Source organism: Octadecabacter dasysiphoniae (assembly GCF_021532615.1).
In the GTDB taxonomy this organism is placed as follows: Bacteria; Pseudomonadota; Alphaproteobacteria; order Rhodobacterales; family Rhodobacteraceae; genus Octadecabacter; species Octadecabacter dasysiphoniae.
Window position 1 is genome coordinate 425,509 of sequence record NZ_JAKGAQ010000003.1, and the last position, 26,688, is coordinate 452,196.

29 protein-coding genes and 1 tRNA gene are annotated in these 26,688 nt (G+C 58.7%); 13 read left to right on the plus strand and 17 right to left on the minus strand.

All coding sequences use genetic code 11. The annotated features are described in order from the left end of the window. Positions 1-10: 10 nt before the first annotated feature. The 5 genes from L0664_RS14465 to L0664_RS14485 form a co-directional block, all read right to left on the minus strand. A complete protein-coding gene (locus L0664_RS14465; protein ID WP_235226595.1) occupies positions 11-1,195 on the minus strand; it encodes a vWA domain-containing protein in 1,185 nt (394 codons plus the stop codon). Continuing rightward, positions 1,195-1,365, minus strand: a complete 171-nt coding sequence (locus tag L0664_RS14470) for a hypothetical protein (RefSeq protein ID WP_235226596.1) — start codon at positions 1,363-1,365, stop codon at positions 1,195-1,197. The genes L0664_RS14465 and L0664_RS14470 overlap by 1 nt, the downstream gene beginning before the upstream one ends. 3 nt (positions 1,366-1,368) lie before the next feature. Beyond that, positions 1,369-2,763 (minus strand): DUF2927 domain-containing protein, encoded by a 1,395-nt coding sequence (locus L0664_RS14475; protein ID WP_235226597.1) that lies wholly within the window; start codon positions 2,761-2,763, stop codon positions 1,369-1,371. Between the two features lie 427 nt (positions 2,764-3,190). Beyond that, positions 3,191-3,568, minus strand: coding sequence for a DUF4260 domain-containing protein (locus L0664_RS14480; RefSeq protein WP_235226598.1), 378 nt, complete (start codon positions 3,566-3,568; stop codon positions 3,191-3,193). Beyond that, positions 3,568-4,407 (minus strand): AAA family ATPase, encoded by an 840-nt coding sequence (locus tag L0664_RS14485; protein WP_235226599.1) that lies wholly within the window; start codon positions 4,405-4,407, stop codon positions 3,568-3,570. Before L0664_RS14485 ends, L0664_RS14480 begins: the two co-directional genes overlap by 1 nt. Positions 4,408-4,626: 219 nt before the next feature. Here L0664_RS14485 and dksA point away from each other — a divergent pair, with 219 nt between their 5' ends. Both dksA and L0664_RS14495 read left to right on the plus strand, forming a co-directional pair. Further along, on the plus strand, positions 4,627-5,049 hold the full coding sequence (dksA, locus tag L0664_RS14490; protein ID WP_235226600.1) for an RNA polymerase-binding protein DksA: 423 nt from the start codon (positions 4,627-4,629) through the stop codon (positions 5,047-5,049). A 1-nt stretch (position 5,050) separates the two neighbouring features. Further along, positions 5,051-6,190 (plus strand): FAD-dependent monooxygenase, encoded by a 1,140-nt coding sequence (locus L0664_RS14495; protein WP_235226634.1) that lies wholly within the window; start codon positions 5,051-5,053, stop codon positions 6,188-6,190. A gap of 1 nt (position 6,191) precedes the next feature. Here L0664_RS14495 and xth read toward each other — a convergent pair whose 3' ends face one another. Further along, on the minus strand, positions 6,192-6,992 hold the full coding sequence (xth, locus tag L0664_RS14500; protein WP_235226601.1) for an exodeoxyribonuclease III: 801 nt from the start codon (positions 6,990-6,992) through the stop codon (positions 6,192-6,194). Between the two features lie 182 nt (positions 6,993-7,174). Next, positions 7,175-7,501: a HesB/IscA family protein gene (locus L0664_RS14505; RefSeq protein WP_235226602.1), complete on the minus strand. Its 327-nt coding sequence runs from the start codon at positions 7,499-7,501 to the stop codon at positions 7,175-7,177. 90 nt (positions 7,502-7,591) lie between these two features. Here L0664_RS14505 and L0664_RS14510 point away from each other — a divergent pair, with 90 nt between their 5' ends. Then, positions 7,592-8,728 carry a deoxyguanosinetriphosphate triphosphohydrolase gene (locus L0664_RS14510; protein WP_235226635.1) on the plus strand — a complete coding sequence of 379 codons (1,137 nt, stop codon included), beginning with the start codon at positions 7,592-7,594 and terminating at the stop codon, positions 8,726-8,728. Here the strand turns inward: L0664_RS14510 and L0664_RS14515 are convergent. Then, on the minus strand, positions 8,725-9,813 hold the full coding sequence (locus L0664_RS14515) for a hypothetical protein (protein ID WP_235226603.1): 1,089 nt from the start codon (positions 9,811-9,813) through the stop codon (positions 8,725-8,727). The two genes, L0664_RS14510 and L0664_RS14515, sit on opposite strands and share 4 nt — an antisense overlap. 62 nt (positions 9,814-9,875) lie before the next feature. On the opposite strand from L0664_RS14515, the gene argS reads away from it, so the two are divergent. From argS to L0664_RS14550, 7 genes are all read left to right on the plus strand, one after another. After that, complete coding sequence (gene argS / locus L0664_RS14520; RefSeq protein WP_235226604.1) at positions 9,876-11,612, plus strand: arginine--tRNA ligase; 1,737 nt, start codon at positions 9,876-9,878, stop codon at positions 11,610-11,612. 71 nt (positions 11,613-11,683) lie between these two features. Then, positions 11,684-12,709, plus strand: coding sequence for an SPOR domain-containing protein (locus tag L0664_RS14525; protein WP_235226605.1), 1,026 nt, complete (start codon positions 11,684-11,686; stop codon positions 12,707-12,709). Beyond that, entirely contained in the window at positions 12,710-13,708 is a 999-nt protein-coding gene (locus tag L0664_RS14530; RefSeq protein ID WP_235226606.1) for a glycoside hydrolase family 3 N-terminal domain-containing protein, read from the plus strand. A 21-nt stretch (positions 13,709-13,729) separates the two neighbouring features. Further along, the gene (locus L0664_RS14535) at positions 13,730-14,509 is read left to right on the plus strand and encodes a segregation and condensation protein A (RefSeq protein WP_235226607.1); all 780 of its coding nucleotides are present in this window, start codon (positions 13,730-13,732) and stop codon (positions 14,507-14,509) included. Next, positions 14,506-15,168 carry an SMC-Scp complex subunit ScpB gene (gene scpB, locus L0664_RS14540; RefSeq protein WP_235226608.1) on the plus strand — a complete coding sequence of 221 codons (663 nt, stop codon included), beginning with the start codon at positions 14,506-14,508 and terminating at the stop codon, positions 15,166-15,168. Before L0664_RS14535 ends, scpB begins: the two co-directional genes overlap by 4 nt. Positions 15,169-15,273: 105 nt before the next feature. Beyond that, positions 15,274-15,471 (plus strand): hypothetical protein, encoded by a 198-nt coding sequence (locus L0664_RS14545; protein ID WP_235226609.1) that lies wholly within the window; start codon positions 15,274-15,276, stop codon positions 15,469-15,471. A 70-nt stretch (positions 15,472-15,541) separates the two neighbouring features. Continuing rightward, positions 15,542-16,996 (plus strand): GGDEF domain-containing protein, encoded by a 1,455-nt coding sequence (locus tag L0664_RS14550; protein WP_235226610.1) that lies wholly within the window; start codon positions 15,542-15,544, stop codon positions 16,994-16,996. On the opposite strand, the gene L0664_RS14555 is transcribed toward L0664_RS14550, so the two are convergent. From L0664_RS14555 to L0664_RS14590, 8 genes are all read right to left on the minus strand, one after another. Then, entirely contained in the window at positions 16,993-18,069 is a 1,077-nt protein-coding gene (locus L0664_RS14555) for a 2'-deoxycytidine 5'-triphosphate deaminase (RefSeq protein ID WP_235226611.1), read from the minus strand. The two genes, L0664_RS14550 and L0664_RS14555, sit on opposite strands and share 4 nt — an antisense overlap. A 66-nt stretch (positions 18,070-18,135) precedes the next feature. Further along, positions 18,136-18,212: transfer RNA gene (locus tag L0664_RS14560), tRNA-Pro, on the minus strand. Between the two features lie 69 nt (positions 18,213-18,281). Further along, positions 18,282-18,923, minus strand: a complete 642-nt coding sequence (locus L0664_RS14565; protein WP_235226612.1) for a MerR family transcriptional regulator — start codon at positions 18,921-18,923, stop codon at positions 18,282-18,284. 21 nt (positions 18,924-18,944) lie between these two features. Next, a complete protein-coding gene (gene ihfA, locus L0664_RS14570; RefSeq protein WP_235226613.1) occupies positions 18,945-19,247 on the minus strand; it encodes an integration host factor subunit alpha in 303 nt (100 codons plus the stop codon). An 82-nt stretch (positions 19,248-19,329) separates the two neighbouring features. Next, positions 19,330-20,292, minus strand: coding sequence for a beta-ketoacyl-ACP synthase III (locus tag L0664_RS14575; RefSeq protein ID WP_235226614.1), 963 nt, complete (start codon positions 20,290-20,292; stop codon positions 19,330-19,332). Further along, positions 20,289-21,401, minus strand: a complete 1,113-nt coding sequence (gene plsX, locus L0664_RS14580) for a phosphate acyltransferase PlsX (protein WP_235226615.1) — start codon at positions 21,399-21,401, stop codon at positions 20,289-20,291. Before plsX ends, L0664_RS14575 begins: the two co-directional genes overlap by 4 nt. A 16-nt stretch (positions 21,402-21,417) precedes the next feature. Beyond that, the gene (rpmF, locus tag L0664_RS14585; RefSeq protein WP_235226616.1) at positions 21,418-21,624 is read right to left on the minus strand and encodes a 50S ribosomal protein L32; all 207 of its coding nucleotides are present in this window, start codon (positions 21,622-21,624) and stop codon (positions 21,418-21,420) included. A 177-nt stretch (positions 21,625-21,801) separates the two neighbouring features. Further along, positions 21,802-22,356 (minus strand): YceD family protein, encoded by a 555-nt coding sequence (locus L0664_RS14590; protein ID WP_235226617.1) that lies wholly within the window; start codon positions 22,354-22,356, stop codon positions 21,802-21,804. A gap of 75 nt (positions 22,357-22,431) precedes the next feature. On the opposite strand from L0664_RS14590, the gene L0664_RS14595 reads away from it, so the two are divergent. The 3 genes from L0664_RS14595 to L0664_RS14605 are packed head-to-tail and all read left to right on the plus strand — an operon-like array spanning position 22,432 to position 25,556. Then, positions 22,432-22,908: an outer membrane protein assembly factor BamE gene (locus L0664_RS14595; protein WP_235226618.1), complete on the plus strand. Its 477-nt coding sequence runs from the start codon at positions 22,432-22,434 to the stop codon at positions 22,906-22,908. 33 nt (positions 22,909-22,941) lie between these two features. Then, entirely contained in the window at positions 22,942-23,712 is a 771-nt protein-coding gene (locus tag L0664_RS14600) for a GNAT family N-acetyltransferase (RefSeq protein WP_235226619.1), read from the plus strand. A gap of 38 nt (positions 23,713-23,750) precedes the next feature. Next, a complete protein-coding gene (locus tag L0664_RS14605) occupies positions 23,751-25,556 on the plus strand; it encodes an ABC-F family ATP-binding cassette domain-containing protein (protein ID WP_235226620.1) in 1,806 nt (601 codons plus the stop codon). A gap of 65 nt (positions 25,557-25,621) precedes the next feature. Here the strand turns inward: L0664_RS14605 and L0664_RS14610 are convergent, their stop codons facing one another. Then, entirely contained in the window at positions 25,622-26,539 is a 918-nt protein-coding gene (locus tag L0664_RS14610) for a DMT family transporter (RefSeq protein WP_235226621.1), read from the minus strand. Positions 26,540-26,688 lie beyond the last annotated feature (149 nt).

Genomic DNA, 26,688 nt, shown 5'->3' on the forward strand with positions numbered 1-26,688 from the left:
AGGTGTCTAATCATGTCAGCAGCTTCATTCCTCGCGTTATTCCGTCGAGTGTCATGGGTACCATACGTCCGGTGCCAAAAATTCCGTCGATCATTTGAACAGATTGCGTGAATTTCCAATATCTTTCATCCAGCGGGTTCAGCCAGATGTGGTTTGGCCATTGATCGCGCGCCCGTTCCAGCCAGGTTTGCCCGCTTTCTGCGTTCCAATGTTCGTTGGCCCCACCGGGGTAGGCGACCTCATAGGGGGACATGGATGCGTCACCCACAAAGATGCATTTGTAGTCCGGCCCATAGGTGCGCAGCACGTCCCATGTTGGCGTCTGCGCGTCCCAGCGGCGGCGGTTGTCGCGCCACACGCCTTCATACAGGCAGTTGTGGAAATAGAAATGTTCGAAATGTTTAAATTCGGATTTTGCGGCGCTGAACAGTTCTTCGACCAGTTTGATATGCGGGTCCATCGATCCGCCAACGTCTAAAAACAGCAATACCTTCACGGCATTGCGCCGTTCTGGTCGGGTTTTGACGTCAATATATCCGGTTTCAGCCGTCGCGCGGATCGTTCCATCCAGATCAAGTTCTTCTGCGGCCCCGTCGCGTGCCCAATTACGCAGGCGTTTCAGCGCGATTTTTATGTTGCGGGTGCCCAGTTCAACGCTGTCATCCAAATTGCGGAATTCACGTTTGTCCCAGACTTTGACGGCGCGCTGGTGGCGGCTTTCGTTTTGGCCAATGCGCACACCTTCGGGGTTATACCCGTAGGCCCCAAACGGCGAGGTGCCCGCAGTGCCGACCCATTTGGACCCGCCCTGGTGGCGTCCCTTTTGTTCCTCAAGCCGCTTTTTCAGGGTTTCCATCAGCTTGTCGAACCCGCCAAGCGCGTCAATCTCGGCCTTTTCTTCCGCGCTTAGATGCTTTTCGGCCATCTTTTCAAGCCACTCTTGCGGGATGTCGACGGCCTCTAGGACGTCATCAGCGCTGATGCCTTCTAACCCCTCAAAGGTGGTGGCAAAGGCGCGATCGAACTTGTCGATGTTGCGTTCGTCTTTGACCATGCAGGTGCGGGCCAGAAAATAGAATGCGTCGATGTCATAGGTGGCGATGCCTGCGTCCATCGCCTCAAGGAATGTCAGAAATTCGCGCAATGATACCGGAACGCCGCCCCTTCGAAGTTGATCGAAGAACGGAAGAAACATCAGATCGTGTTGCGGGTGATGATCACTGCGATGAACAGGCCGATGATCCCAAAGATCATGGCGAACACGGCGGCCCATTGGGCCATGTCGGCGATTTTACCATCGCGTGATTTCGCCCGAAACGCCCCCAGCACTGCTCCTAAAAACAAACCGCCGAGAGGGTAAATCATGGGTTAGATCCCTTTGAGTGGGTTGAGCGATGCGATTTCCCGCAAACGCGCCCGTACGTTTCTGTCATCGCCAAATCCGTAGCGTGCCCAGCCCAGACTGTCCATACGCACCAACTGCGCCTGAGCGTCGCGGCCCAGCATGTCCAGCGCTTCGGCTTTGAACATCATCAAGGTCGCCAGAAGGGCCGCGTTTTCATGCGCAGCCGCGACGGGCAGGGCCCCTTCGACAAGGTTCAGCACGGCCTGTCCGTCACCCGCCGACAACGCAAAGGCGGCCAGTTGAACAGAGACGTGCGCGGCGTGCAGTCTTGTTTCAGGTGATCGGTTATAGATGTTGATCGCTTCGCGGAACGACGCCAGCGCGATGTCGCTGTCGTAGCCCACGTTCAGGCGGCCAAACGCGTAATGCGCAAACCCATCGCGCGGGCCATTCCAGTTCATAGCACCGGCCATCGATACAGCCTGCAACGCAGCAGAGCGGCGGCGCGTCGCGGATGATCCTGCGGTCAGGGCCGTTTCAATGTTGTTGATCCAATCGCGGCTCGTGTCGTTTTGTGGACGGGCCGAACGCGTGTCCCCGGCTGGGTTCAGGCGGGACAATACCGGGCCAAGACGCGCCGCCACTTCGCCGCGCGACATGCCATTGCGCAGGGCTGGATCGTAGTAGGCGCGCAGGATCAGCATATCGAACGACGTCAATACTGCATGGATGTTGTCATCGTTGAACACGGAGTCCGACAAGCGGTACAGATCGTTTAATGGGCCAAGTGCCTGTGCCAGTTCTTCGTGCAAACAATCGCGGATTTCTTGTGGGGCGACGTCGGATGGCACAAACACCGCCGCGCGGTCGCGGCGTTGCAGGGTTGTCCAATCAACGGTCGGGGTGCGGCGCACGGCCTTGAATTCATCCCATGACGACACGCGGGGCACCACGAAACACGCGGCACGTGGCACAGCGGCGTTCAGCACACTGCGCGGGATCGCCTCAACGGTGATGGACGCGGATTCAGCACCCGTCATAAAGATATCGATGCCGGCCTCGTTGCGCAGACGTCCAAGAAGGGCGCGCAGATCGGGGGTCAGGCTGGGGGGAAGGTCCCCTGTGACGCGTACAGAAATCGGGGCCTCAAATCGGGTCAGGCGGGCAACGGCGCGCCCGCTTTCCATACGAAACGCAAGATCCATGAAATCTTTGCCGATTTCGCGGTTGGACCGTGTCGGTGTGGTCACGCGGCTGCCAGCAAAGGACCGCATTGGGGGCAGGGCATCGGCAAGGCCTGTCGTCAGACCCATGGTGCGGGTCGGCAAGGTCGGGCCAAGGTTTGATTGGGGCACAGGGGTACAGGCCGTCATGAACATGATCGACAAGGCCAGAAGGCGACGGAACGTGCGGTTCATGTCGTCCCCCGCGATCTGCGGCCAGATGGCGCATAAGGATCACAGCCAGACGGGTCAACGCAATCTGCGCTGGCCTTGATAAAGGTCAGTTCTTCGGTCCACACCTGTCCCGCCCGAGCATTATTCGCCCGTGACGTGTGATGCTTTGCGACCGGCATTTTTGCCTTGGTCAACTCTGCTCTCCTATAAACTCAGCCCTGTACCTGCCAGCGGACTGAGGCCCGAGTTGGTGCGAAATTGGGCAATTCCGCGACCAAGCACTCGGGCTCTTTAGTTAAAGGGGAGATAGAGGTGTCATTTCACCGAAAATCTTCACGCGTCATGGAATGCGCGGCGGTGTGTGTGCCAAAAGACTCAATAGGTTAGTGGGTGTCGTTAAGGTGGCTACTAGATGTGGTGGGGGCTGATCCGCGCCCGCAACAGGTGCCTATTTTTTACCAATTTCGCCCATATGAGTGGAGGTAAATGCAGTGCTGCGTTTCAACCCATAGCCAAGCATCCGGTCAAACCCGCAATGGGCGGCCCACAAAAGACCCAAAGCAAACACCACAGGCCAGCCCATCACGTAGCCCGCCAAGGCCAGCACCGCGCCAAAGCCGTAGATGTGCACCGTGTTATAACATACCGCGCCGATCCGTGGGCCGAACAGGTAACCCAGAAAGCTCAGGTCAGGGGCGAAGAACAAAACAATTGCCGCCCACCACGGAAAGATCGCGATGACCGCAAGGTAAAACCCGATACCCGCGATGCAGGCCAAAGCGCCTTCGATTTGTTGCCATCGCTTGTCTTGGGTCACATCGTCCATCAGCGCTGGCTGCGGGCCATAAACGCCAATCGTTCAAACAAATGCACGTCCTGTTCGTTCTTGAGCAATGCGCCATGCAGCTTGGGCAGCGCAGACGCCCCGTCGCGTTTGAGGTCTTCCGCCGTGAGGTCTTCGGCGAGTAGTAGTTTCAGCCAATCCAGCACTTCGGACGTGCTCGGCTTTTTCTTCAGGCCTTGTTGTTCGCGGACCTCATAAAATTGCGTCAGTGCGGTGGTCAGCAGCGCGTCTTTGATGCCGGGGTGGTGGACCTCAACGATTTTTCGCATCGTGTCGATGTCGGGGAACCGGATGTAGTGGAAAAAGCAGCGGCGCAGGAACGCGTCTGGCAGTTCTTTTTCGTTGTTGGATGTGATGATCATGATCGGGCGCTGCTTGGCACGCACGGTTTCGCCAGTCTCGTAGACGTGGAATTCCATCTTATCGAGCTCTTGCAGCAGATCGTTGGGGAATTCGATATCGGCTTTGTCGATCTCGTCGATCAGCAGCACCACACGGCCCTCCGCCTCAAACGCCTGCCACAGTTTGCCGCGTTTGATGTAGTTGGCGACATCGTTGACCTTTTCATCGCCCAGCTGGCTGTCGCGCAAACGGCTGACGGCATCATATTCATACAGGCCTTGTTGTGCCTTGGTCGTCGATTTGATGTGCCATTCGATCATCGGCAGCCCCAGCGCTGCGCTGACTTGTCGCGCAAGCTCGGTTTTGCCGGTTCCGGGTTCGCCTTTGACAAGCAATGGACGCTCCAGCGTTACGGCGGCGTTCACCGCCACGGTCAGATCATCAGTTGCTACATAAGTATCAGTGCCTTCAAATCGCATGGGGTGCGTTGCCTTCTTATTGGGTCGATTTCGAGGGCCACGCTATCACGCGCAAATCCACCTTCAAGCCCTGATAGGCGGGTGATCCGACCTTGTAAAATTGACTGTGAACAGGGGGTGACAGCGATGAAAGATCGGTTTAAAGGAGGCGCAACGGGGGCCAAGACACTGACAAATTCTACTGATACTTCTTTATCGCCCGCCTCTAGGGGAGCAGAGATGAAAGCCGAAACTTTCTTGCCGGATGACTACACGCCGGCCGAAGACGAACCCTTTATGAATGACATGCAGACGGAGTATTTTCGTCGCAAGTTGATCGCTTGGCGCTCTGACATTCTTGAGGACAGCCGCGACACCATCGAAGCCATGAAAGATGGCACGCGCAACATCCCTGATGTGGCCGACCGTGCGTCCGAAGAAACGGATCGTTCGCTGGAGTTGCGCACGCGGGACCGCGAACGCAAACTGGTGTCCAAGATTGATGCCGCGCTGCGCCGCATCGATGAGGGCGAATTCGGGTATTGCAGCGTCACGGGGGAACCTATTTCCCTGAAACGTCTGGACGCCCGTCCCATCGCCACCATGAGCCTTGAAGCACAGGAACGTCATGAGCGGCGCGAGAAAATCCACCGCGATGACTGAGATGTCTGACAGCGTGAATTCGACAAGCGGCGGCCCTGACAGGGGCCGCCGTATTTGTATCGTGGGGGGCGGTATTGGTGGGCTGACGGCCGCGTTGGCCTTTGCGCAGCGCAGTTTTGATGTGGACGTCCACGAACAGGCTCCGGCACTGACCGAAGTCGGGGCGGGGATACAGATCACGCCCAACGGTGCACGGGTGCTGGATGCCTTGGGGCTGGGGGCCGCGCTGGAGGGTGCAGGCATTCGCGGACAGGCGGTCGAACCAATGGATGCGCTGACCGGGCGTCGCGTGACGCGGTTTGATCTGTCCCAGCTGGATGGCCCGCCCTACAGATTTTTGCACCGCGCCGATTTGATCGCGATTTTGGCTGACGCCTGTGGTGCGGCGGGTGTCAGTATTCACTTGGGTTCTAAGGTGGATGCCGCCGATATGGACGCTGATCTTGTCGTCGGGGCCGAGGGGATACATTCCCCAACCCGCACGGTGCTAAATGGTACTGAGGATCCTTTTTTTACGGGCCAAGTGGCATGGCGCGCGATTGTCGATGCGCCGGACGCCGATCCTGTGGCGCGAATCTGGATGGCCCCGCGCCGCCATATCGTGACCTATCCCCTGACCGGTGGGCGCATGAACATCGTCGCCGTGCAAGAACGTCAGCAATGGGCGGGCGAGGGCTGGAATCACACCGATGATGCTGGAAATCTACGGCAGGCCTTTCGTGATGTGGGCGCCCCGCTGAGCGGGCTTTTGCAGCAGGTCGATACGGTGCATTTGTGGGGGCTGTTCCGCCATCCGGTTGCGCAGGTTTGGGCGAAGGATCGCCTTTGTATCTTGGGCGATGCGGCACATCCGACGTTGCCGTTTCTGGCGCAGGGCGCGAATTTGGCGATTGAAGATGCCTGGGTTCTGGCGGCCTGTTGTGAACACGACCTTGATGCCGGGTTGGTCCAATATCAAGCCGAACGCCAGCCGCGTGTGAAACGTGCGATTGCCGCGGCCAATGCCAACGCACGCAAATATCACCTGTCAGGGATTGCACGAACTGTGGCGCATACGGGATTGAAGACAATCGGATATGTTGCGCCAAACGCCTTTCTGGAGCGTATGGATTGGCTGTATGGTTTGGACGTCACCGAATAGGTTACGCGTCCAGTTCAACCCAGACAGGCACGTGGTCTGACGGCTTTTCACGGCCGCGGACTTCGGATTCGATCCAGCAGTCTTTGAGCAGGTCGGCGCATTGATTTGACAGCAAAAAATGATCGATGCGGATGCCGTCGTTTTTGTCCCATGCGCCTGCTTGGTAGTCCCAGAACGAATAGTGGCCCGCGCCGCTGTGACAGGCGCGGAAGGCTTCTGTCAGGCCGAGGTTGAGAAGACGGCGGAAGGCGGCGCGGCTGTCGGGGCGAAACAGGGCGTCGTCGGTCCACACGTTGGGGCGCGCGGCGTCTTCGGGCTGGGGAATTATGTTGTAATCTCCGGCCATTAGGAAGGGTTCTTCAAGTGCCATCAGTTCCTTAGCGCGGGTCTTGAGGCGGTCCATCCAGCGCAGTTTGTAGTCGTACTTCGGCCCCGGTGCTGGATTGCCGTTGGGCAGGTATAAGCCACAGATTCTAATGGCTTTTTCACCCATCACGGTGGCTTCGATGTAGCGGGCTTCGATGTCGTCTTCGCCATCGCGGCCTGTGCCTGTCGCGCCGGGCAGGCCGCGCGTGACATCCTCAAGCGGGAGTTTGGACAGGATCGCGACGCCGTTGAACCCTTTTTGTCCATGGGTTTCAACGGTATAGCCGAGGTTTTCAAAGTGTTCGCGCGGGAACCCTTCGTCGACGGATTTGATTTCTTGCAACAGGGCGACGTCGGGGTTTGAGCCCTCTAACCATTCGGTGAGCGCGCCGATGCGGGCCTTGACGCCGTTGATGTTGAATGTCGCGATTTTCATGATGTGCCCCCGGATGTATCACATCCGTTTTGGCGGGGTTGGACGGGAAAAACAAGCGTATGGTTCTGGTATGGGTCCGGTATGGGTTTGGTATGGGCGCAAATATGGCCAGACGTGCAAAAATACGCCAAGCCGTTGACAGATATCAATAAATCGCTGATTTGGCCGAAACAGGGCCGAATTTACATCGAAAAGCTGACGCCGCAGCCACAGGATGAGCTTGCGTTCGGGTTTTCGATGACGAACCGCGCGCCGATCAGTTCTTCGGTGAAATCGATTGTCGCGTCGGCCAGAAACGGCAGAGACACGGTGTCGATGATCACTTTTTCGCCCGCACCTTCGAGGACAAGATCGTCGTCTTTGGGGGCGTCCAGATCGATTTCATATTCAAAGCCCGAACAGCCGCCGCCCTTCACGCCGACGCGCAGGGCTTTGCCATCCGCGTTCGCGCCGATTTCTGACAGGCGTTCAAATGCGCGTGGGGTCACTTTGGGGGGCAGGGTCAACATGATTGGAGCCTTTAGGTTGTCTGACAGGTTCAATATAGGTGGGGTGGGCAGACGCGACAAGGCAGTCGCGACAGTATGATTGGGACAGATATGGCAGCGGTTTATGCGTGCAGCCCCGTGCAGACGCGCGGGCGGCTTTTTGCAGAGGACGAAAGCGAGTTCAGATCGCCGTTTCAGCGGGACCGCGACAGGATTATCCATTCGTCCGCGTTTCGCCGTCTGAAACACAAAACCCAAGTGTTCGTGGAACATGAGGGAGATTATTTTCGCACGAGGCTGACGCATTCGATTGAGGTGGCGCAAGTGGCGCGCACGATTTCAGGTGTTTTGGGGCTGAACGCCGAATTGACGGAGGCCGTGGCGCTGGCCCATGATCTTGGCCACACACCGTTCGGGCACACGGGCGAGGAGGCATTGGCCGAACTGATGGCGCCGTTTGGCGGGTTTGATCATAATGCGCAGGCGATCCGGATTGTGACATCGCTTGAGCGGCATTACGCGCAGTGGGACGGGTTGAACCTGACGTGGGAAACGCTTGAAGGGATCGCCAAGCACAATGGCCCCGTGGGTGCGCCCGTGCCTTATGCGTTAGAAGACTACAACGCGCGCCACGATCTGGAATTATCTACCCATGCGAGCGGCGAGGCGCAGGTTGCCGCATTGGCCGATGATATTGCCTACAACCACCATGACATCCACGACGGGTTGCGCGCGGAATTGTTCAGCACCGATGATTTGCTGGCGCTGCCGATTGTTGGCGATTGTTTTCGCGAGGTGGATGCGAAGTACCCCGACCTTGATAAATATCGCCGCCGTCATGAGGCGTTGCGCCGGTTCTTTGGGGTCTTGGTCGAAGATGTGATCGCGGTGAGCCGCGCGAATCTGGCGGGCCTTGATGCGCAAAGCTGCGGTGATATTCGCGTCGCGGGGCGCATGATGGTGCAGTTTTCGCCAAGCCTGTGGACGGACCTGAAGGTTGTGCGCAAGTTCTTGTTTTCGCAGATGTATCGTGCGCCGTCGGTGGTGAAGATGCGCGCAGATGTGACGCAGGTTGTCGATGATTTGTTCCCGTTGTTCATGGCACGGCCCGAACATTTGCCAAAGCAGTGGCGCCGTGACGTTGAACAGGCGCACGGCGAAGTGGCTCTGGCGCGGATTGTGTCGGATTACATTTCGGGCATGACGGACCGGTTTGCGCTGGAAACCCACGGGCGGCTGATTGGTTAGGCGCGTGCGCGGCGGATCGTGATGAGGATCGCGAGGTAAAGGGCGATGAAAACGCCGACGGCCAGCGACATGGTGAGGTTCAGGGCTGCAAAGGCGCTTGGATAGTCTGAATACTGCCGTGGCATCCCCATGCGGCCCAATTGCATCATCGGAAGAATCCAAAGGCTGAGGTTTGCGGCGATCACGACAGGCATGGCCCAGATGGACCATGTGGGCAGGCGGGTCGGGTGGGTGAACAGCATCACGGCGGGCAGGGCGAACCACGTAAGGCCAAGGGGGAAGACATACAGGACCGCGGCCTGAAACATCGTGTCAGCCAATCCGCCAAGATCGGTTCGAAACGCAAAGCTGGACAGGGCGGCGATGGTCGCGGCGTTGCCGATCGTCATCACGACCAGCCACGGTGGGCGTGCAAAGAAAAGGCACACCACGCAGCAGATCAGCAGGGGCAGGGCGGCGAAAATGATCATCGCGCTGGCGAAAGGATATCTGAGGTCTAGAAAACCCGGGGCGACAAAGCCGAACGTGCCGGCCATGGCGATGAGGCACACAAACCCGACCCACTTGAAACGCGGTTGCGTTGACAGCATTGCGAACGCCCCGAGGAAAAGAAGGCCCGCCGCAGGCAGCAGGAACAACTGGTGCATCTGGATGGTGAGCCATGATGTAGCGGGCGCGTAACCCAACAGCTGGTCAAGAAGGGACACAGGCGCGGGCGATTGGTACAGTGTCACGCTGAGGGCCGTGCCGGATGCGTCGGGAAAGGCGGGCAGGAAGGCGGCGGCGAAAACGAGCGCGGGGAGGGTGACGAACACAAGGCCGATCGCCACCATTGGCCCTGCGAAAAAGGCGCCTTTGTCGCGGGCGGCGGCGGCCATGGTGGTGCCCAGCAACATCACGGTGAGGTAGGAAAACAGACCATGAAAGCTGGCGACGAGGTTGAATTTCCGACCGTCTGGCACGTCGTTCGCGCCCATGAACAATGCAGATACGCCGGGGAACGCCAGTTCATAGCGGATCATCGCGGCGGCCACGGTGGCCAGACATGCCATGATGGCGGTGCAAAAGAACAGGGTGCGGGTCATGCAAGCCTCGTTGACGTGGGATATGGGGGTGCTAAACGGACCATTCACCGAAAGGAAGCCTTATGAACCTGTTCGCCGATATCCGCGCGCTTGTGATCGATTGTTTGACTGACCTGACGACCGAGGGCGTTTTGCCCGACGGGCTGGGTTTTGACAACGTGACAGTGGAACCTCCGCGCGATGCGAGCCATGGCGATATGGCGACCAATGCGGCGATGGTTCTGGCCAAACCTGCGGGATCAAAGCCACGCGATATTGCGGATGCACTGGCCGCCAAGCTGATGGGCGATGCGCGGATCGTGTCGGCAGAGGTGGCGGGACCGGGGTTCTTGAACCTGCGGCTGGATGCGTCTGTGTGGGCGGGTGTCGTGAAGGCCGCGCTGACGCAACCTGATTTCGGCACGTCCGATTTGGGCGCAGGCAAGAAGATAAACGTCGAATATGTGTCCGCCAACCCGACGGGTCCGTTGCATGTAGGGCACACGCGCGGCGCGATTTTTGGCGATGCTTTGGCGTCTTTGTTGGATTACGCGGGCTTTGATGTCACGCGGGAATACTACATCAATGATGGCGGCGGGCAGGTCGATGTTGTCGCGCGGTCTGTTTATTTGCGCTACCTTGAGGCCCACGGCCAAGAGGTGACGTTCGAGGATGGCACCTATCCCGGTCACTATCTGATCGCGGCGGGTGAGGCATTGAAAGACAAGGTTGGTGATGCCTATGTCGATCAACCCGAAGACGTCTGGCTGGCCGACGTTCGCGTCTTTGCCACGGATGCCATGATGGACCTTGTGCGCGAAGATCTGGCGTCCCTTGGCATCAAGATGGACAATTTTTTCTCTGAGAAATCTTTGTACGGGACGGGCCGGATCGAAGAAGCGATTGCCGATCTTAAATCCAAGGACCTGATCTATTGGGGCACCTTGAAGCCGCCCAAAGGGAAGATGCCAGATGATTGGCAGCCGCGCGAACAATGGTTGTTCAAGTCAACAGATTTTGGCGACGATGAAGACCGGGCCGTGCAAAAGGGTGATGGGGCATGGACCTATTTCGCGCCTGACATCGCGTATCATTTTGATAAGGTTTCCAGAGGCTTCGACGCCTTAGTTGATGTGTTCGGGGCTGATCACACGGGCTATGTCAAACGGATGAAGGCGGCTGTTGCGGCCTTGTCCGGGGGCACTGTGCCGCTGGACGTCAAGCTGGCGCAGATCGTGCGGTTGTTCAAAGACGGGTCCGAATTCAAGATGTCCAAACGGGCGGGCACGTTTATCACCGTGCAGGATCTGGTGGATCAGGTCGGCAAAGATGTGGCGCGTTTTATCATGCTGATGCGCAAGAACGACACGCCGTTTGATTTTGATTTCGACAAGGTCACAGAGCAGTCCAAAGACAACCCTGTGTTCTATGTCCAATACGCCCATGCGCGGGTTCATTCCGTGTTGCGCAAGGCGGCGGATGCGGGAATTGATCTGTCTGATCTTGCGGGGGCAGATATGTCGCTGGCGGCAACCGAACCTGAAAATGCGCTGGCGGCGAAGATGGCCGAATGGCCGCGCGTCGTGGAAGTCGCGGCGCGCAGCAATGAGCCCCACCGCGTGGCACAGTATCTTTATGATCTGGCGTCAGAGGTGCACAGCCTTTGGAACCGTGGCAATGACGATGCGTCGTTGCGGTTCTTGCAAGACGACAACATCCCGGCATCACAGGCGAAAATCGCCCTTATCCGTGCTGCAAGCGTTGTAATTTCCCACGGTTTGGGTATTTTGGGCGTAACCCCAGCGGAAGAGATGCGCTAAAGCGCACGTGTCTGGGGCCAAGAGGCGTTAAAACAGGGACGGGGGTAAACTTCGTCCAGTGAGGCAGACACATGGCAGACTTTACCGCAGGCCCGAACACGGGCAACGCAGGGATTCCAGCAGGAGTCGGGGCAGGGAAATTCGTAAACATCGCAGCGGCCGCGATTTCAGTTGTGCTGATCGGGGGCGTCGGAGTTTGGGGGTACAAGCTTTTGATGCGCGATGTGACGGGGGTGCCTGTTGTGCGCGCCATGGAAGGCGAAATGCGGATCGCGCCGGAAAACCCCGGTGGAGAGATCGCGACCCATGTTGGATTGTCCGTCAATTCCGTGCCCGCAGATGGCGGTGCCGCTGAACCCGAGGACCGCCTTGTGCTGGCGCCGAGCAGTGTGAATTTGCAGGCCGAGGACATGGAGGTTGAACCGACTGTGTCCATGGCCGAGGCGAACGAAGTCGCGCCCACCCCCAACGAAGCGATTGCCGAGGCTGTTGCCACGACATTGGACACCACAGACGAAGCGCCTGTTTTGGCTGCCGCCACGACGACGCCCGTTGATCCATCCACGCCGCTGACGGCCGAAGACGTTTTGGCGTTGGCGGACCAGATTGCGGCAGGGGCGGCCCCGATGGCTGATCTGGCCGAGGGCGAGACCGCCCCGATTGAGGTCGCAGTGAACGGCGTAAGCGTTAATCCTGATATTATTCCTGATGCGGTGCCCGGTGTGCGCCGCTCAATTCGTCCTGCGGGGCGCCCTGCCAATCGCGCGGTGCCTGTTGCTGTGGCGGCGACTACCACGGCGGCTGCAACGCCTGTGACGGGCGAAGTGACCACGGCGGCTATTCCGGTTGGCACGAAGCTGGTGCAATTGGGTGCGTTTGACAGCCCTGATATTGCGGCGACCGAATGGGTGCGTTTCACCGCCCGTTTCCCGGATTTCTTTGATGGTAAGGATCAGGTGATCCAGCAGGCCACATCGGGCGGGCGCACGTTCTTTCGCCTGCGCGCCATGGGGTTCGAAGACCTGAGCGATGCGCGCCGGTTCTGTGCCGCGCTGTCTGCCGAAGGGTCTGATTGTATTCCGGTGGTTGTGCGTTAAATGCGGTTCGGCGCGGCCATTCTTGGGCCTGAAGGGCACCACATAACCGACTGGGAACGCGCATATTTTCGTGAATTTGCGCCGTTCGGATTTATCCTGTTTTCGCGCAACATCGACACGCCCGATCAGGTGCGCCGTTTGTGCGATGATCTGCGTGCGGCGGCGGGTCATGATGCGCCGATTTTGATTGATCAAGAAGGCGGGCGGGTGCAGCGGATGCGCGGCCCGCATTGGCGCGAATGGCTGCCCCCGATGGAGCAGATGGCGCAGGCCGATGATCCGATCCGCGCCATGTGGCTGCGGTATCGCCTGATTGCGGCGGAACTGCGCGCTGTCGGGATTGATGCGAACTGCGCGCCTTGTGGTGATATTGCGGGGCGGGTGACGCATCCGTTTTTGCGCAATCGCTGTTATGGTGACACGGCGGTTACGGTGATGGACGCGGCGCGCACGGTGGCGCAGGCGCATTTGGCGGGGGGTGTTTTGCCCGTCGTCAAACATATCCCTGGGCACGGATTGGCGAGCGTGGACAGCCACAAGGATTTGCCACGGGTCGGCGCGACGCGGGCGTTCCTCGATGAACAGGATTTCGTGCCCTATAAGGCGCTGGCAGATATGCCGATGGGGATGACCGCGCATATTGTGTTTGAAGATATTGACGATCAGAACCCCGCCACCACCAGCCGCATCATGATGGATGTGATCCGCAATGACATCGGGTTTGGTGGGCTTTTGATGACCGACGACATTTCAATGGAGGCGCTGTCGGGTGATGTGGCGCAGCGCAGCCGTGCATCGATTGCCGCCGGATGTGATGTGATTTTGCATTCTAACGGCAAGCCGGGCGAAATCATTGCCGTGGCGCAGGCTGTCGGCGTGATGAGTGACGCGGCACAGGCCCGCGCAGAGGCCGCGCTGAGCTGGCGCAAACCGCCTACGCCCGTTGACATTGGCGCGCTGTCAGAGGAATTTGACGACCTAATGAGGGCGGCCCCGTAATCGCGCCCCACGAAGGGTGCGATGTCTGATCTTGAGAGTTTCCAAAGTGACGTAAACGACCGCCTTGCCGCGGAAGCGTTGATCGTTGATGTGGACGGGTTCGAAGGGCCGTTGGATTTGTTGCTGACGCTGTCGCGCACCCAAAAGGTTGATCTGCGCCAGATCAGCGTGTTGGCGCTGGCCGAGCAGTATTTGGCCTTTATCCACAAAGCCCGTGATTTGCGGCTGGAACTGGCGGCGGATTATCTGGTGATGGCCGCATGGCTGGCGTTTTTGAAATCGCGTTTGCTGCTGCCCCCTGATCCCACCGAAGAGGGGCCGTCGGGTGAGGAGCTTGCCGCGCATCTTGCGTTTCAGCTGGAACGGTTGTCGGCGATGCGGGAATCTGCGGCGAAACTGATGGCGCGCGACCAGTTGGGGCGCGATTTCTTTGCCCGTGGCATCACCGAGGACGTCACCCGCACACGGCGTGTCACCTATACGGCGACGCTGCTGGACCTGATGCAGGGCTATGCGCGCATCCGCACCAAGGATGAATTCCGCCCCTTCGTGATGGACCGCGAAAAGGTGTTCACCATGGAAGAAGCATTGGGCCGTTTGCGCGGGCTGATCGGGTTTGCAGGTGAGTGGACGGATATTTTATCTTATCTGCCCGAAGGCTGGGAACTGGACCCCGTAAAGCGGCGATCTGCGACGGCATCGACATTCGCAGCCTCGCTCGAACTTGCCAAGGAGGGTAAGATCGAGCTGCGCCAAGGCGACGTTTTCGCGCCCATACAAATCAGAAAGAAAGACCGATGAGCGACGCGCCAGACAAGATCGAACAAGAAGAAAGCCTGTTCGAAGCGCCCCCCATGGGGGAACAGGAACGCATGGTCGAGGCGATTTTGTTTGCCACCGCAGACCCCGTAACAGTGGCCGAATTGGCGGGCCGGATGCCCCATGGGTGCGACCCCGCAGAGGCGCTGGTGTATCTGCGCAAACGCTACGAGGGGCGCGGCGTGGCCTTGGTGAAGGTCGGGGATGCATGGGCGTTGCGCACAGCGCCTGACCTTGGGTTTTTGATGCAAAAAGAAACGGTTGAGACGCGCAAACTGTCGCGTGCGGCTGTCGAGACCTTGGCGATTGTGGCCTATCACCAGCCCGTTACCCGCGCCGAGATCGAAGAAATCCGCGGCGTGAGCGTGAGCCGCGGCACGATTGATCAACTGATTGAGCTGGAATGGGTGCGATTTGGCCGCCGCCGCATGACGCCCGGGCGCCCTGTGACGTTCGTGGTGACGCAGAATTTCCTTGATCACTTCGGGCTTGAGGGCGCGCGCGATCTGCCGGGGCTGAAGGAATTGCGCTCTGCTGGACTTCTTGAAAGCCGCCCCGCACCCGGTGTCGGTGCGCTGGTTGAGGACGACGATGGTGACGAGGATGACGGCGATCAGTCCGAGATGTTTGACGAAACCTGAGGGATTTTCGCAAATGTGCCCTCAATTTGTCAGAATTTGCCTGTAATCCTTGGGTTAAGGCCGATGCATCCTATATAATGGCCTAACCAACCGGAGGGTTACCCCATGGAACGACTGTTGAGCATGATCCTGAGACGCCTTGTTAATAAGGGCGTAAACTCTGGCATCAAGGCGGCGACAAACCGTGGCGGTAAGACCCGCGATGAAAGCCCCGAGGCGCGCAAGATGAACCGACAGGGGCAGCAAAATGGTAAGGGATTGCGCCAAGCGACCCGCATGTTGCGCCGTATCAGCAAGTTCTGAGGCACGGCACTACAGCTTTTGTTAAGGCGTGCGCGCGATAAGTCGTTCCAACCCAAAGCGGAGGTTGAGAATGGCATTTGTGAAGTCGAACATGCGGGCCAACGGCCAATTCAACTATATTCGGTTCGTGCTGCGTTTGCGCGTGCCTTTGGCGGCGGCGACCATGTGCCTTGCGGTGTTGGGGCTTGCGGCCAATTACTTTGGCGTTGATCCGCTGCTGCGCCCGCTTGGCGACAGATCGGCGACGCACCCCGTTACAGCGCTGTGTTTGTTCGCGATCGGGTTTGGTGTTCTGAAAATGGATAGGTTCGGGCACACGCCGATATGGCGGCATATGTTGGGGGCGGTTGTTATCGCTGTGTGTGCGACGCGATTGATGCAGGCCGAAGTGTCCTATGCTGCGGGCGCGCCGTCGCTTGATATATTCGGGCCCATTGGCGGGTTTAGTGGGCGTTTCAGTGTCGAAGCGGCCCTGGCATTGGGCGCGTTCGGGTTGGCGACCGTTTTACGGCAGGGGTTGGGGCGATGGGGCATCGTGATTTTGCTGGTTGGCTGTGCGACGGTGTTCAACACTTTGCTGGAAATCAGTTACGGGCTGACGTTTTTCAACGGTGATGTTGGTGCGTTTACGCTGTTGGGGCTGACGTGCGCGGCGGTTTGTATGATTACGTTGTACATTCACCGCCCGCTTGTTCGGGTTTGCTTTTTAGCGGGAAATATAGGCCATCAAACCCGCATCATGGCGTTGGCGGCCATTGCTGTTCCGTGGGCGTGCGGGTTTTTCTTGCACAGCGTGCGCAACATCAGCGCGACATCAATTCCCTATGAGGCCGGGATGGTGTCGATCATTTCCTGGTCAATGTTGATGATCTTGTTGGTCACGGCGTCCCACCTTGAAAGTACGGATGTTGCGCGGCGGCGGGCGGAACGCGAAGTTGCGATGCTTGCGCGGATTGATCCGCAAACCAAGGCGCTGAACCGGTTTGGCCTTTCTGAAATGTTGGACAGTTCGTGGGTGGAATTCAAAAGTTCCGGCACAATGTTCGGGATACTGCTGCTGGATGTGGAGTATTTCCTGCGCATCAACGAGACCTTTGGCCATGACCCCGCCGAAAACGTGCTTGAACGGGTGGCCGCGACGATCCAGCCGCAATTGCGTGATCATGACGCGTTGGGCCGGTGGAACGGGGAGGAGTTTATCATTCTTCTCAAGATCAAGGAGCGGTCTGATCTGGACGTTGTGGCGGGGCGTTTGCGCGCAGCGCTTCAGGATGCCAACAGCCCCTTTGCGGCGGGACTGGACGGCGAACCTATGGATATCATTGCGCCGTTTGGAATGGCGCAGATGCAATCAGAAGATCGCGGCCCCGCAGAGATGATGACCCGCGCGGATATGGCGCTGCATATCACCAAAAACTCTGGTCATGATCAGGCACCGATCCAATACGAGCTTGGCGATGAACGGGGGCCGATGCTGTTTGATGATCTGGAGGAGGGCGACCAAAAGGATGAAATCGCGGCTTAACCTTTGAAGTGTTTGGACAGCTTCAACCCTTGGCCCTGATAGTTTGATTTGATGTCTTGTCCGTACAATGCAGCAGGTGTTTGTGACATATGTTCATAGACCAATCGCCCCACGATTTGCCCATGTTCAAGGACAAAGGGGGCTTCGTGGCAGCGGACTTCTAACACACCGCGAGAACCGGACCCGCCTGCGCTGTCCCAACCAAAGCCGGGATCAAAGAAACCGGCGTAATGCACCCGAAATTCACCCACCATCGCAAGATAGGGGGCCATTTCGGCGGCACAATCGGGTGGGATCGCAATCGCTTCGCGGCTGACGAGGATGTAGAACGCGCCCGGATCAAGGATGATACGACCGTCTGTTGTGCGCACTTCTTCCCAGAAATCGGCCGGATCGTAATGACCGATCTGGGACAGATCGATCACGCCTGTGTGGGGTTTCGCACGATACCCGACCAAATCACCGTCCTGAGGTTTGAGATCAACCGAAAAGCCAAGCCCGTCGGAAATAACGGCGGGCCCGTTCACAATCGGCGTTTTGGCGTGCAGGGCTGTCAGGTCGTCATCATTGATGAAGGTCTTGCCGTGGCGAAAAATAATCTGGTTCAGCATCAAGCCCGGCCGCACCAGAACCGAGAAGGAGCGTGGGCAGATTTCCACGAACAAAGGCCCATCGTAACCGTCTGGCACGCGGTCAAATTCAACGCCGTTGTCGGTGATGATGCGGGTCAACATATCCAGCCGCCCGATGGATGATTTTGCGCTGGCCGCCGCAGTCATGCCCGCTGGCAGGGACAGATGTTCCATCACGGGGACGACGTAAACGCAGCCCTTTTCGAGAACAGCACCATCGCTAAGGTCAATTTCATGCATGGTGAATTGATCGAGGCGGGCGCGCACGGTTTGCCCGCGCCCTGCCAGAAACGAGGCACGGACCCGGTAGGCGCGGTGGCTCAATCGCAAATCAAGCGAGGCCGGTTGCACCTGACCCGCATCAAACGGGCGGGATGCGGTGATGGCCCCGCCTTCGATCAAATCAGAGATCTGGGTGTCGGAAAGAACGCCGTTTTTCATGTTATGCCTCTGGTCTTAGATGCAAAAACGCCCGCGTGCGCAGGTGCGCGGCGGGCGGTTTTGAAATGGTCGGGCCAGCAGGACTCGAACCTGCGACCTTCCGTCCCCCAGACGGACGCGCTACCAGGCTGCGCCATGGCCCGACTTGGTGGACGTCATACCGCAAATCGGGCGCGGGGCAAGGCGTAAAACGCATCTTTGCGCCCACGGGGTTAGCGGGTGTCGATCCGGTCGCGCAAAACCTGCATCCGCTGAAGAAGGGGGGCGATTGCGCCGGCCTGCGCGGCCAGTTTGTCGTGCGGGGTTTTGTGCAACAGATGAAACAGGCGCGCGTTGGCTTTGCTGTCGGCATCGGATGGATCGGCGGGGATGTCGGAATGGGACGCGGCGGCGGGTTGCGGTGTGTCGGTTTCCGGCTTTGCGCCTAGATTGAGCGACAATTTCGGGCCCGGCGCAGGGGATGCGGGCAACGGCACGATGTTTGTGATGCCGACGTCAGCGTCGGGTGCGGATTCGGGTTCAGGTGTTGGGGGCGTGGGCGCGGCTTCGACCACGGGGGCATCGGCTGCGTCATTGCTGAGGTGTTCCGCGCCAAGGGCCGATACGTGTTTAACGCCTTGTTCGCGCAGCAGTTTTTGCGCGCCTTTGATGGTCATTCCGTCGTCGTGCAACAGCTGTTTGATCCCGGCGAGCAGGTCAACATCGGCGGGGCGGTAATAGCGCCGCCCGCCTGCGCGTTTCACGGGTTTGACTTGTGTGAACTTGCTTTCCCAGAACCGCAGCACGTGTGCGGGCGTGTCCAGTACGTCGGAGACTTCGGAAATTGTTCGAAACGCGTCGCGTGATTTGGACATTTGGCCTTACCCTTCGGGCGCTTAGCCCTTGTTGCCCGCAGCGACGCGGTCTTTCATCAGATGGCTTGGGCGGAAGGACAGCACGCGGCGGGGCGTGATTGGCACTTCTTCGCCTGTCTTGGGGTTGCGGCCGATGCGGGCCGCTTTGTCACGGATGCTGAACGTGCCGAAGGACGAAATCTTAACGCTGTCGCCATCCGCGAGAGCATCGGACATTTGCCCCAGTACGCTTTCGACGAGGTCGGCGCTTTCGTTGCGCGACAGGCCTACTTCTTCGTGTACGGCGTCTGCCAAATCCATGCGCGTCAGTGTCTTATTGGTCATCGTGTCCCCCTTGATTGGACCAACCTTAGGCGATGGGTAAAAACAGAGTCAATAACAAGGGGTTGTCGGGCGTTGTTTGGGCTTACCAACGCAGAACGACGGCACCCCATGCGAGCCCGCCGCCGATGGCCTCGGTGACGAGCAGATCGCCGCGTTTGATCTGGCCGCGTGCCACGCCGACAGACAGAGCCAGCGGAATAGAGGCGGCGGAGGTGTTGCCGTGGTCCTGAACGGTGACAACGACCTTATCCATGCTCACGCCGAGCTTTTTGGCGGTGCCTTGAATGATGCGGATGTTGGCCTGATGGGGCACGATCCAATCGACGTCGTCGTGGGATTTTCCGGCCTTTATCAGGGCGGTGTCGGCGGTTGAGGCAAGTTTTTCAACGGCTTGGCGGAACAATGCGTTGCCTTGCATCTTGATGAAACCGGTCTGGCCGCTGGTCATACCGCCATCCACATAAAGCATATCGCGGTAGCGTCCGTCGGAATTCAGATCAACGCCGAGGATGCCGCGATCATCGTCTGTGTCTTGGCCTTCGAGGATCAGCGCGCCCGCGCCGTCGCCGAACAAAACGCAGGTGCCGCGGTCTGTCATATCAAGGATGCGGCTGAATGTTTCGGCGCCGATCACCAGCACGCGGTTGGCCTGACCTGACAGGATCATGCCGTTGGCGTTGGCCAGCGCGTAGACAAATCCGGCGCACACGGCCTGAACGTCATAGGCGAAACCACGTTCCATCCCCAGTTTTTGCTGGATCATCGTCGCAGCCGAGGGGAACGTCATATCCGGTGTTGAGGTCGCGACGATGACGGCATCGATGTCATTCGCGGTTAGGCCTGCCATGTCCAAGGCGGCCTGCGCGGCCTTCGTGCCGAGGTCAGATGTAAATTCATCATCGGCGGCAAAATGGCGGCGTTCGATGCCGGATCTTGTTTTGATCCATTCATCTGTCGTGTCGAGCGTGGCTTCGAATTCTGAATTGGGAACGACGCGGTCGGGCAGGTAGTGGCCGACGCCACGAACGATTGCGCGCAGGGTCATGTGTTCTTCTCGTCCTTGTCGTTCGCGCCGTTTTGGTCCGTCGCGTCATTTTCGCCATCTTGGGCAAGCACGGCGGCTGATGCAACCCGCGCGGCGAGCTTGTCACTAAAGCCGGAACGGCCCAGCTGGGCGGCCAGCACCAACGCGGCTTCTACGCCTGTGGCATCCGCGCTGCCGTGGCTTTTGATGACGGTGCCGTTGAGGCCCAGAAAAACGCCGCCGTTGACGCGGCGGGGGTCGATCTTTTTCTTCAAACGGCCAAGGGACGTCGCGGCAAGAAGGGCCGCGATGCGTGAAAACGGGGTCGCCTTGAAGGCGGCGCGCAGTGATTCTGAAATAAAGTTCGCGGTGCCTTCGCCGGTTTTCAGCGCGACATTGCCGGTAAAACCATCTGTGACGATCACATCAACGCGCGCGGAGGGTAGATCGCCGCCTTCAACGAATCCCACATAATCGAAATCACCGCGCGGGGCGGCCTTTGCGATCATGTCATGGGCAACCTTGAGTTCGGCGCGGCCTTTGTGTTCTTCGACCCCGACATTGAGCAAACCAACACGCGGATGAGCGAGGCCCAGACCGTTGCGCGCGTAGGATGCGCCCATGAGAGCATAGGTCAAAAGGTCTTCTTCGTCAGCGCGGATGTCAGCGCCCGCATCGAGCATCACGTTGAAGCCTGCGGCGTTCCGGGACGGCCAAAGGCAGGCGATGGCGGGGCGGTTCACGCCTTCTGCTTTGCGCAGGCGGATCATGGACACGGCCATCAGCGCGCCTGTGTTGCCACATGACACGCAGACGGATGCGTCTTTGGCGCGCACTGATTCAATGGCGGACCACATGGATGTGGATTTGCCGTGGCGCATCACGTGCGATGGCTTGTCTGTCATCGCGACGACGTCGGGCGCATCAACGATTGTGACAGATTTGGTGATTTTGCGCTTTTCGATCAGAGGCTTAAGTTCAGCCTCGGGCCCGTGGAGAAGCACATGGGCGCCCGCATTCTTGGCCAGGAAACGCGCAAGACCCGCGACAATTGGCGCGGGTCCTTCGTCGCCGCCCATGGCATCGACAGATAATACGAGCGAAGAAGGGGCGGTGTCAGACGATGTCATAACCGTACCCTACGGCTTACGCTGCGTCGTCGTCCAGATCGATTTCGTCGGCCTGTGCGATCACTTCGCGGTCCGCGTAGTTGCCGCAAGACGGGCATACGTGGTGTGGGCGCTTCAGCTCACCGCAGGATGTGCATTCGTTCGGGTTCGCATCACCAAGCGCGTGATGGGACCGACGGTTGTTCCGGCGGGATTTGGAGATTTTATTCTGTGGGACAGCCATTGTGACAACCTCGGATAGTGGGCCCATCGGTGCGTCGCGGGCCGTGTGAATTTCGTGCTCTCTCAGAGCTCTTGGGGGGCTGTAGGACATAACCGCCAGCCTGTCGAGACCTCATTCCAGAGAAGGCGCGAACATACTGCGATTTTGCTGATTGGCAACCTTTTTCCAGACGAGGGTTTAGTCGTCGCTGTCGCCTTTGTTTTCTAGGTTTGCGCGCAGGGCAGCCAGACCCGCAAAGGGGCGTGCGTCCTCATCTGTCATCACCGCTTTGCCCGGTTCCGTGACGCCGACCACGGTGGCCTCTATGCCGTCTTTGCGTGGATAGGCGGGCAGGGCCAGCGCGAGGGCCTCGATGATGACTTCGATCAGATCAAGAGTATCGGGGAGGGGATCGTCGGTGTCTTCGGCTTCGATTTCGACTTCTTCGTCATCGGGAACGTCCCAATCGGACACGTAGCTGCGCATGATGTCTTCGTCGATGCGGGTGGTGACGGGATCGAGCGTGACAACGCAGGCCTGGGACACGGTGGCGCCCAGTCGCGCCTCAATCCGCCAGTCGCGCCGGCCCGTGGGGATCAGCGCGCCGTCGAATTTCAGCTTCTTGATTTGCAGCACGTCGAGCGCGGTTGCGATGGCTTTGCGCCCGTCGCTGTCCGGTTCAATCGTGAAATGTGCGCGCTTGCGATTGTTGAGGTCGGCAAGGCGGATGGGATGGGTCGGCAGATCGGCCATGTGCGGGCACCCTTGAATAACGTCTCACAATGGCTGTAAATGCGTTAAAGCCGCCACGCAATAAGGCAAGAAAAGATGTTGAGGACACGGATGACGTTCACAGGCTGCAAATCACGCGCCATTCTTGCAGGATGCGTTTTATTGATGTCGGTCGGTTGCACGACCCTTTACCGCAATCACGGGTATGCCCCGACGGATGATCAACTGGCCGAAGTGCTGGTGGGCGTGGACACGCGTGACACTGTTGCCGATGTTGTCGGGCCGCCCACGGCGGGGGGTGCGTCAAACGGGGGCGGGTTCTTTTATGTGCAAAGCCGGTTCCGCCTGCTGGGCCCGCTTGAGCCCAAGGAAATCGACCGCGAAGTCGTTGCGATTACGTTTGACGCGGACGGGGTTGTTGAAAACGTCGAACGTTTCGGGCTGGAGAACGGCAATGTTGTCGCGCTGTCGCGCCGTGTGACGCAAGACAACATTCGTGACACCACGTTCATTCGCCAGTTGTTCGGGTCTATCGGCCAGATCAATGCCGGTGATCTTTTGGGCGACGGGTGAGGGGCCTGACCCTTTTGATTGAGGCCTGATCGCATGGCCAAAGACAACCAACCCAACCTGCCGGACGCGCTGCATCGTGGCGGCTATGTCGCGCGCTTTGCCCAAGGGGCAGAGGATCTGGCGGCGGCGGCTGCGTTGCGTCATTTGTGTTTTGTCGAATCTGCGGGGCGGCCTGCGCTGGCGGATGGGCTGGATACCGACCAGTTTGACGGTCGCTGTGATCATGTTCTGGTCGAAGACAGCAGCGGGCGGGTGCTGTGCTGTTTTCGCGTTCTTGCCCTTGCGTCCGGTGCGGAACTGAACATGAGCTATTCCGCGCAATATTATGATTTAGAACGACTTTTGTCCTACCGCGACCCGATGATCGAGTTGGGGCGGTTTTGTGTGCATCCGGATGTGAAAGACGGTGATGTACTGCGCATCGCGTGGGGGATGTTGGCGGCCTATGTGGATGCGCAAGCGGCGGGGTTGTTGTTTGGGTGTGCATCCTTCGAAGGCACGCAGGCGGCGCATTACGGCGATGCGTTTGATCTGCTGGCGGCGCGCCATTTGGCACCGGATGCCTGGATGCCAGACGTGCGTGCGCCCGACGTTGTGGCGTTTGGCCGTGCGGCGAAACCTGTGCGCGATCACGCTGCGGCCTTGGGCCAATTGCCATCGCTGCTGCGCACATATCTGAGCATGGGGGGCTGGGTCAGCGACCATGCAGTGATTGATCGTGATATGAACACACTGCATGTTTTCACAGGGCTCGAGATTTCGGCCATTCCGGCAGCGCGGGCAAAGGCGCTGAGGTCCGTCTAGGGACTTGCACAACGCGGCGTGCGAAGTTAGCAGACCCCATGGCACGCGCACCCCTTTTACAACTTACCGATATCGCCCTGACGTTTGGCGGTGATCCTGTTTTCGAAGACCTGTCTTTGGTCGTTCAGCCGGGCGACCGTGTCGCGTTGGTGGGGCGCAATGGATCGGGAAAATCGACATTGCTCAAGGTGATGGCCGGTTTGGTTGAGGTCGACACCGGTGGTGTGACCGTCGCGCCCGGCATGTCCGTGGGTTACATGGAACAAGACCCAACCATGGAAGGGTTTGCGACACTGGGCGATTATGCGTCCAGCGATATGGACGCATCCGACATGTGGCGCGTTGAATCCGTGGCCGAGGGGCTGAAATTTGACCCCGCCCGTGATGTGAACGTCGCGTCAGGCGGGGAACGGCGCCGCGCCGCATTGGCCAAACTAATGGCAGAGGCCCCGGGCCTGATGCTGCTGGACGAGCCGACGAACCACATGGACATCGAGGCGATCCGCTGGCTGGAACGTGAATTGTCCCAGACGAAAACCGGATTCGTGCTGATTTCCCACGACCGCGCGTTTTTGAACGCGTTGACCCGTGCGACGCTGTGGATTGATCGCGGCAAAGTGCGCCGTCAGGAACAGGGATTCGCCCATTTTGAAGAATGGCGCGACAAGACCTGGGAAGACGAAGACATGCAGCGCCACAAGCTGAATCGCAAAATCAAAGAAGAGGCGCGGTGGGCGGTTGAAGGCATTTCTGCACGGCGCACGCGCAACCAGGGGCGCCTGCGCGCGCTGCAGGATTTGCGGGCCGAAAAGTCGAGCCAGATCAAACGCCAAGGCACGGCGGCGATGGCGTTGGATGCGGGGCAATCGTCTGGCAAACGGGTGATTGAGGCCTTCGGGCTGACCAAAGAATTCGAAGACAAGACCATCGTGCGCGGGTTTGATCTGACGGTAAATCGCGGTGATCGCATTGCGTTTGTTGGCCCCAATGGCGTGGGAAAAACGACACTTATCAAGATGTTGCTGGGCGAAGTTGAACCTGACGATGGATCGATCAAGACCGGCACCAATCTGAATGTCGCCGTGTTCGATCAGGCCCGTGCGCAGTTGAACCCGCACACGACGTTGTGGGACAATCTGACGACGGACCCGAGCATGGCGGTGAGCGGCAAGGCCGACCAGATCATGGTGCGCGGCCAGCCCAAACACGTGGTTGGATACCTCAAGGAATTTCTGTTCGATGAGGCGCAGGTGCGTGCCCCCGTGCGGTCTTTGTCGGGTGGTGAAAAGGCGCGTCTGTTGTTGGCCCGACTGATGGCGCGCGAATCCAATGTGCTGGTGCTGGACGAACCGACCAACGATTTGGACATTGAAACGATGGATTTGTTGCAGGATCTGTTGGGGGATTATCCGGGCACGGTGCTGTTGGTCAGCCACGACCGTGATTTCATCGACCGCGTGGCGACTACGACCATCGCGATGGAAGGCAACGGGCGCTGCGTGACCTACGCGGGCGGGTGGACGGATTATCAGAACCAACGGGCGATTGATGAACCTGTGGCGGCGAAGAAATCCAAATCAAAGGGCAAGGTTGAGGCCGTCAAAGAGGCCGCGTCGGGGGAATTGAGTTTCACCGAAAAGCACCGCCTTGACGAATTGCCCGCCGTGATTGCCCGCCTTGAGGCCGAGATTGGCAAATTGGGGGAGCTGATGGCCGACCCCGCATTGTTCACCGACCATCCGGTGAAATTCCAGAAGGCGACGGATGCGTTGCTGGACCGTCAGGCGAAACTGGACGCGGCGGAAGAAGAATGGATGGAGCTTGAGGAAAAAGCAGCGGGGTAGGTCCGCTATGTGGGACGAAGCCGCCGTTTCCTTTGTTCAATCGAATGTCTGCTAACGATTTGATCTCAGGTCCGTCGAACGGCTAGCACCCCGGCAACTACGATGAGCATGATCCCAAAAAGCGCCACGGTGTCGGGACGCTCTGCGAAAAACAACGCTCCCCAGATCAAGGCAAACCCTACATAGGCAAAATCGAAAGTGCCGACGGTCGAAGCGGGCGCAGCTTGGTAGGCTACAGCCGTTCCGACCGAGGCGACGAGGATCAAGCTTGCCAGAATTGCCGTCGTTTGCCATTCCGCCGCCCCCATAGCAGTCCACTCTGGTGAAAGGAATCCGGGTGCTTCTAAGGAAAGGGTCCAGCCGATAACGAGCCCGGCGACACCCACAACAATAAAGGTCGCATTCAAGCCAAGCGCGAGTGTTGCGGGATGTTCATTACGGCACTTGGTGCGGGTCAGGATCATCGCCAACGCATAGAGAATGGCCGACAAGATGGGCAGCAACGCAGCCCAGACAAAGGCCTCTCCTCCCGGCCTCAAAACAAGCAGAATACCAACGAATCCCAGCGCAACACCGACCCATTGAGGGCGCCCAACAGACTCGCCACCAAACAACGCGGCAAACGCCACAATGAAAAGTGGCAGAGTGTAGTAAGCAGCAGCGGCGACGGCCAAGGGGAGTAGTGGCAATGCCAAATAATATGCGATCCACATTGCGGTCAGCAAAAGGGACCGCAGGATGATCCAGCCAACCGACTGAGGTGCCAAACGGGTTCTGTTAAGAAAAACAATCGCACCGCCCAGTAGTACGGGAAAAGCCAGCAGCGAACGAACGGCAAACAGCTGCCACAGACCCATTCCTCCAGCGCCACCGAGCGACTTGATAAGAGCATCGCCCAAAGACAATGCCAGCACGGTCCCGATGATCGTGGCGACACCCAAAGGCACGTTGTCGGGACGGTGAGTGTGAGAGCTGCTAGCCATTGCGCGACGCTAGCCCGTTCCAATCTGATTGACCATCGAGTGCAGACATTCGTGCACGGTGCAGCATCCGTTACTCTGGGCTCAAAGCAGACTTTAGCTACGCGATGCGCCAACTTCCATTATGCGGGTCAAAGCCGCCAAACAGAAAT

Coding starts and splice junctions, on each gene's coding strand:
- L0664_RS14465 (WP_235226595.1), bottom strand. CDS start 1,195: ATGTTTCTTCCGTTCTTCGATCAACTTCGAAGGGGCGGCGTTCCGGTA.
- L0664_RS14470 (WP_235226596.1), bottom strand. CDS start 1,365: ATGATTTACCCTCTCGGCGGTTTGTTTTTAGGAGCAGTGCTGGGGGCG.
- L0664_RS14475 (WP_235226597.1), bottom strand. CDS start 2,763: ATGAACCGCACGTTCCGTCGCCTTCTGGCCTTGTCGATCATGTTCATG.
- L0664_RS14480 (WP_235226598.1), bottom strand. CDS start 3,568: ATGGACGATGTGACCCAAGACAAGCGATGGCAACAAATCGAAGGCGCT.
- L0664_RS14485 (WP_235226599.1), bottom strand. CDS start 4,407: ATGCGATTTGAAGGCACTGATACTTATGTAGCAACTGATGATCTGACC.
- dksA (WP_235226600.1), top strand. CDS start 4,627: ATGAAAGCCGAAACTTTCTTGCCGGATGACTACACGCCGGCCGAAGAC.
- L0664_RS14495 (WP_235226634.1), top strand. CDS start 5,051: ATGTCTGACAGCGTGAATTCGACAAGCGGCGGCCCTGACAGGGGCCGC.
- xth (WP_235226601.1), bottom strand. CDS start 6,992: ATGAAAATCGCGACATTCAACATCAACGGCGTCAAGGCCCGCATCGGC.
- L0664_RS14505 (WP_235226602.1), bottom strand. CDS start 7,501: ATGTTGACCCTGCCCCCCAAAGTGACCCCACGCGCATTTGAACGCCTG.
- L0664_RS14510 (WP_235226635.1), top strand. CDS start 7,592: ATGGCAGCGGTTTATGCGTGCAGCCCCGTGCAGACGCGCGGGCGGCTT.
- L0664_RS14515 (WP_235226603.1), bottom strand. CDS start 9,813: ATGACCCGCACCCTGTTCTTTTGCACCGCCATCATGGCATGTCTGGCC.
- argS (WP_235226604.1), top strand. CDS start 9,876: ATGAACCTGTTCGCCGATATCCGCGCGCTTGTGATCGATTGTTTGACT.
- L0664_RS14525 (WP_235226605.1), top strand. CDS start 11,684: ATGGCAGACTTTACCGCAGGCCCGAACACGGGCAACGCAGGGATTCCA.
- L0664_RS14530 (WP_235226606.1), top strand. CDS start 12,710: ATGCGGTTCGGCGCGGCCATTCTTGGGCCTGAAGGGCACCACATAACC.
- L0664_RS14535 (WP_235226607.1), top strand. CDS start 13,730: ATGTCTGATCTTGAGAGTTTCCAAAGTGACGTAAACGACCGCCTTGCC.
- scpB (WP_235226608.1), top strand. CDS start 14,506: ATGAGCGACGCGCCAGACAAGATCGAACAAGAAGAAAGCCTGTTCGAA.
- L0664_RS14545 (WP_235226609.1), top strand. CDS start 15,274: ATGGAACGACTGTTGAGCATGATCCTGAGACGCCTTGTTAATAAGGGC.
- L0664_RS14550 (WP_235226610.1), top strand. CDS start 15,542: ATGGCATTTGTGAAGTCGAACATGCGGGCCAACGGCCAATTCAACTAT.
- L0664_RS14555 (WP_235226611.1), bottom strand. CDS start 18,069: ATGAAAAACGGCGTTCTTTCCGACACCCAGATCTCTGATTTGATCGAA.
- L0664_RS14565 (WP_235226612.1), bottom strand. CDS start 18,923: ATGTCCAAATCACGCGACGCGTTTCGAACAATTTCCGAAGTCTCCGAC.
- ihfA (WP_235226613.1), bottom strand. CDS start 19,247: ATGACCAATAAGACACTGACGCGCATGGATTTGGCAGACGCCGTACAC.
- L0664_RS14575 (WP_235226614.1), bottom strand. CDS start 20,292: ATGACCCTGCGCGCAATCGTTCGTGGCGTCGGCCACTACCTGCCCGAC.
- plsX (WP_235226615.1), bottom strand. CDS start 21,401: ATGACATCGTCTGACACCGCCCCTTCTTCGCTCGTATTATCTGTCGAT.
- rpmF (WP_235226616.1), bottom strand. CDS start 21,624: ATGGCTGTCCCACAGAATAAAATCTCCAAATCCCGCCGGAACAACCGT.
- L0664_RS14590 (WP_235226617.1), bottom strand. CDS start 22,356: ATGGCCGATCTGCCGACCCATCCCATCCGCCTTGCCGACCTCAACAAT.
- L0664_RS14595 (WP_235226618.1), top strand. CDS start 22,432: ATGTTGAGGACACGGATGACGTTCACAGGCTGCAAATCACGCGCCATT.
- L0664_RS14600 (WP_235226619.1), top strand. CDS start 22,942: ATGGCCAAAGACAACCAACCCAACCTGCCGGACGCGCTGCATCGTGGC.
- L0664_RS14605 (WP_235226620.1), top strand. CDS start 23,751: ATGGCACGCGCACCCCTTTTACAACTTACCGATATCGCCCTGACGTTT.
- L0664_RS14610 (WP_235226621.1), bottom strand. CDS start 26,539: ATGGCTAGCAGCTCTCACACTCACCGTCCCGACAACGTGCCTTTGGGT.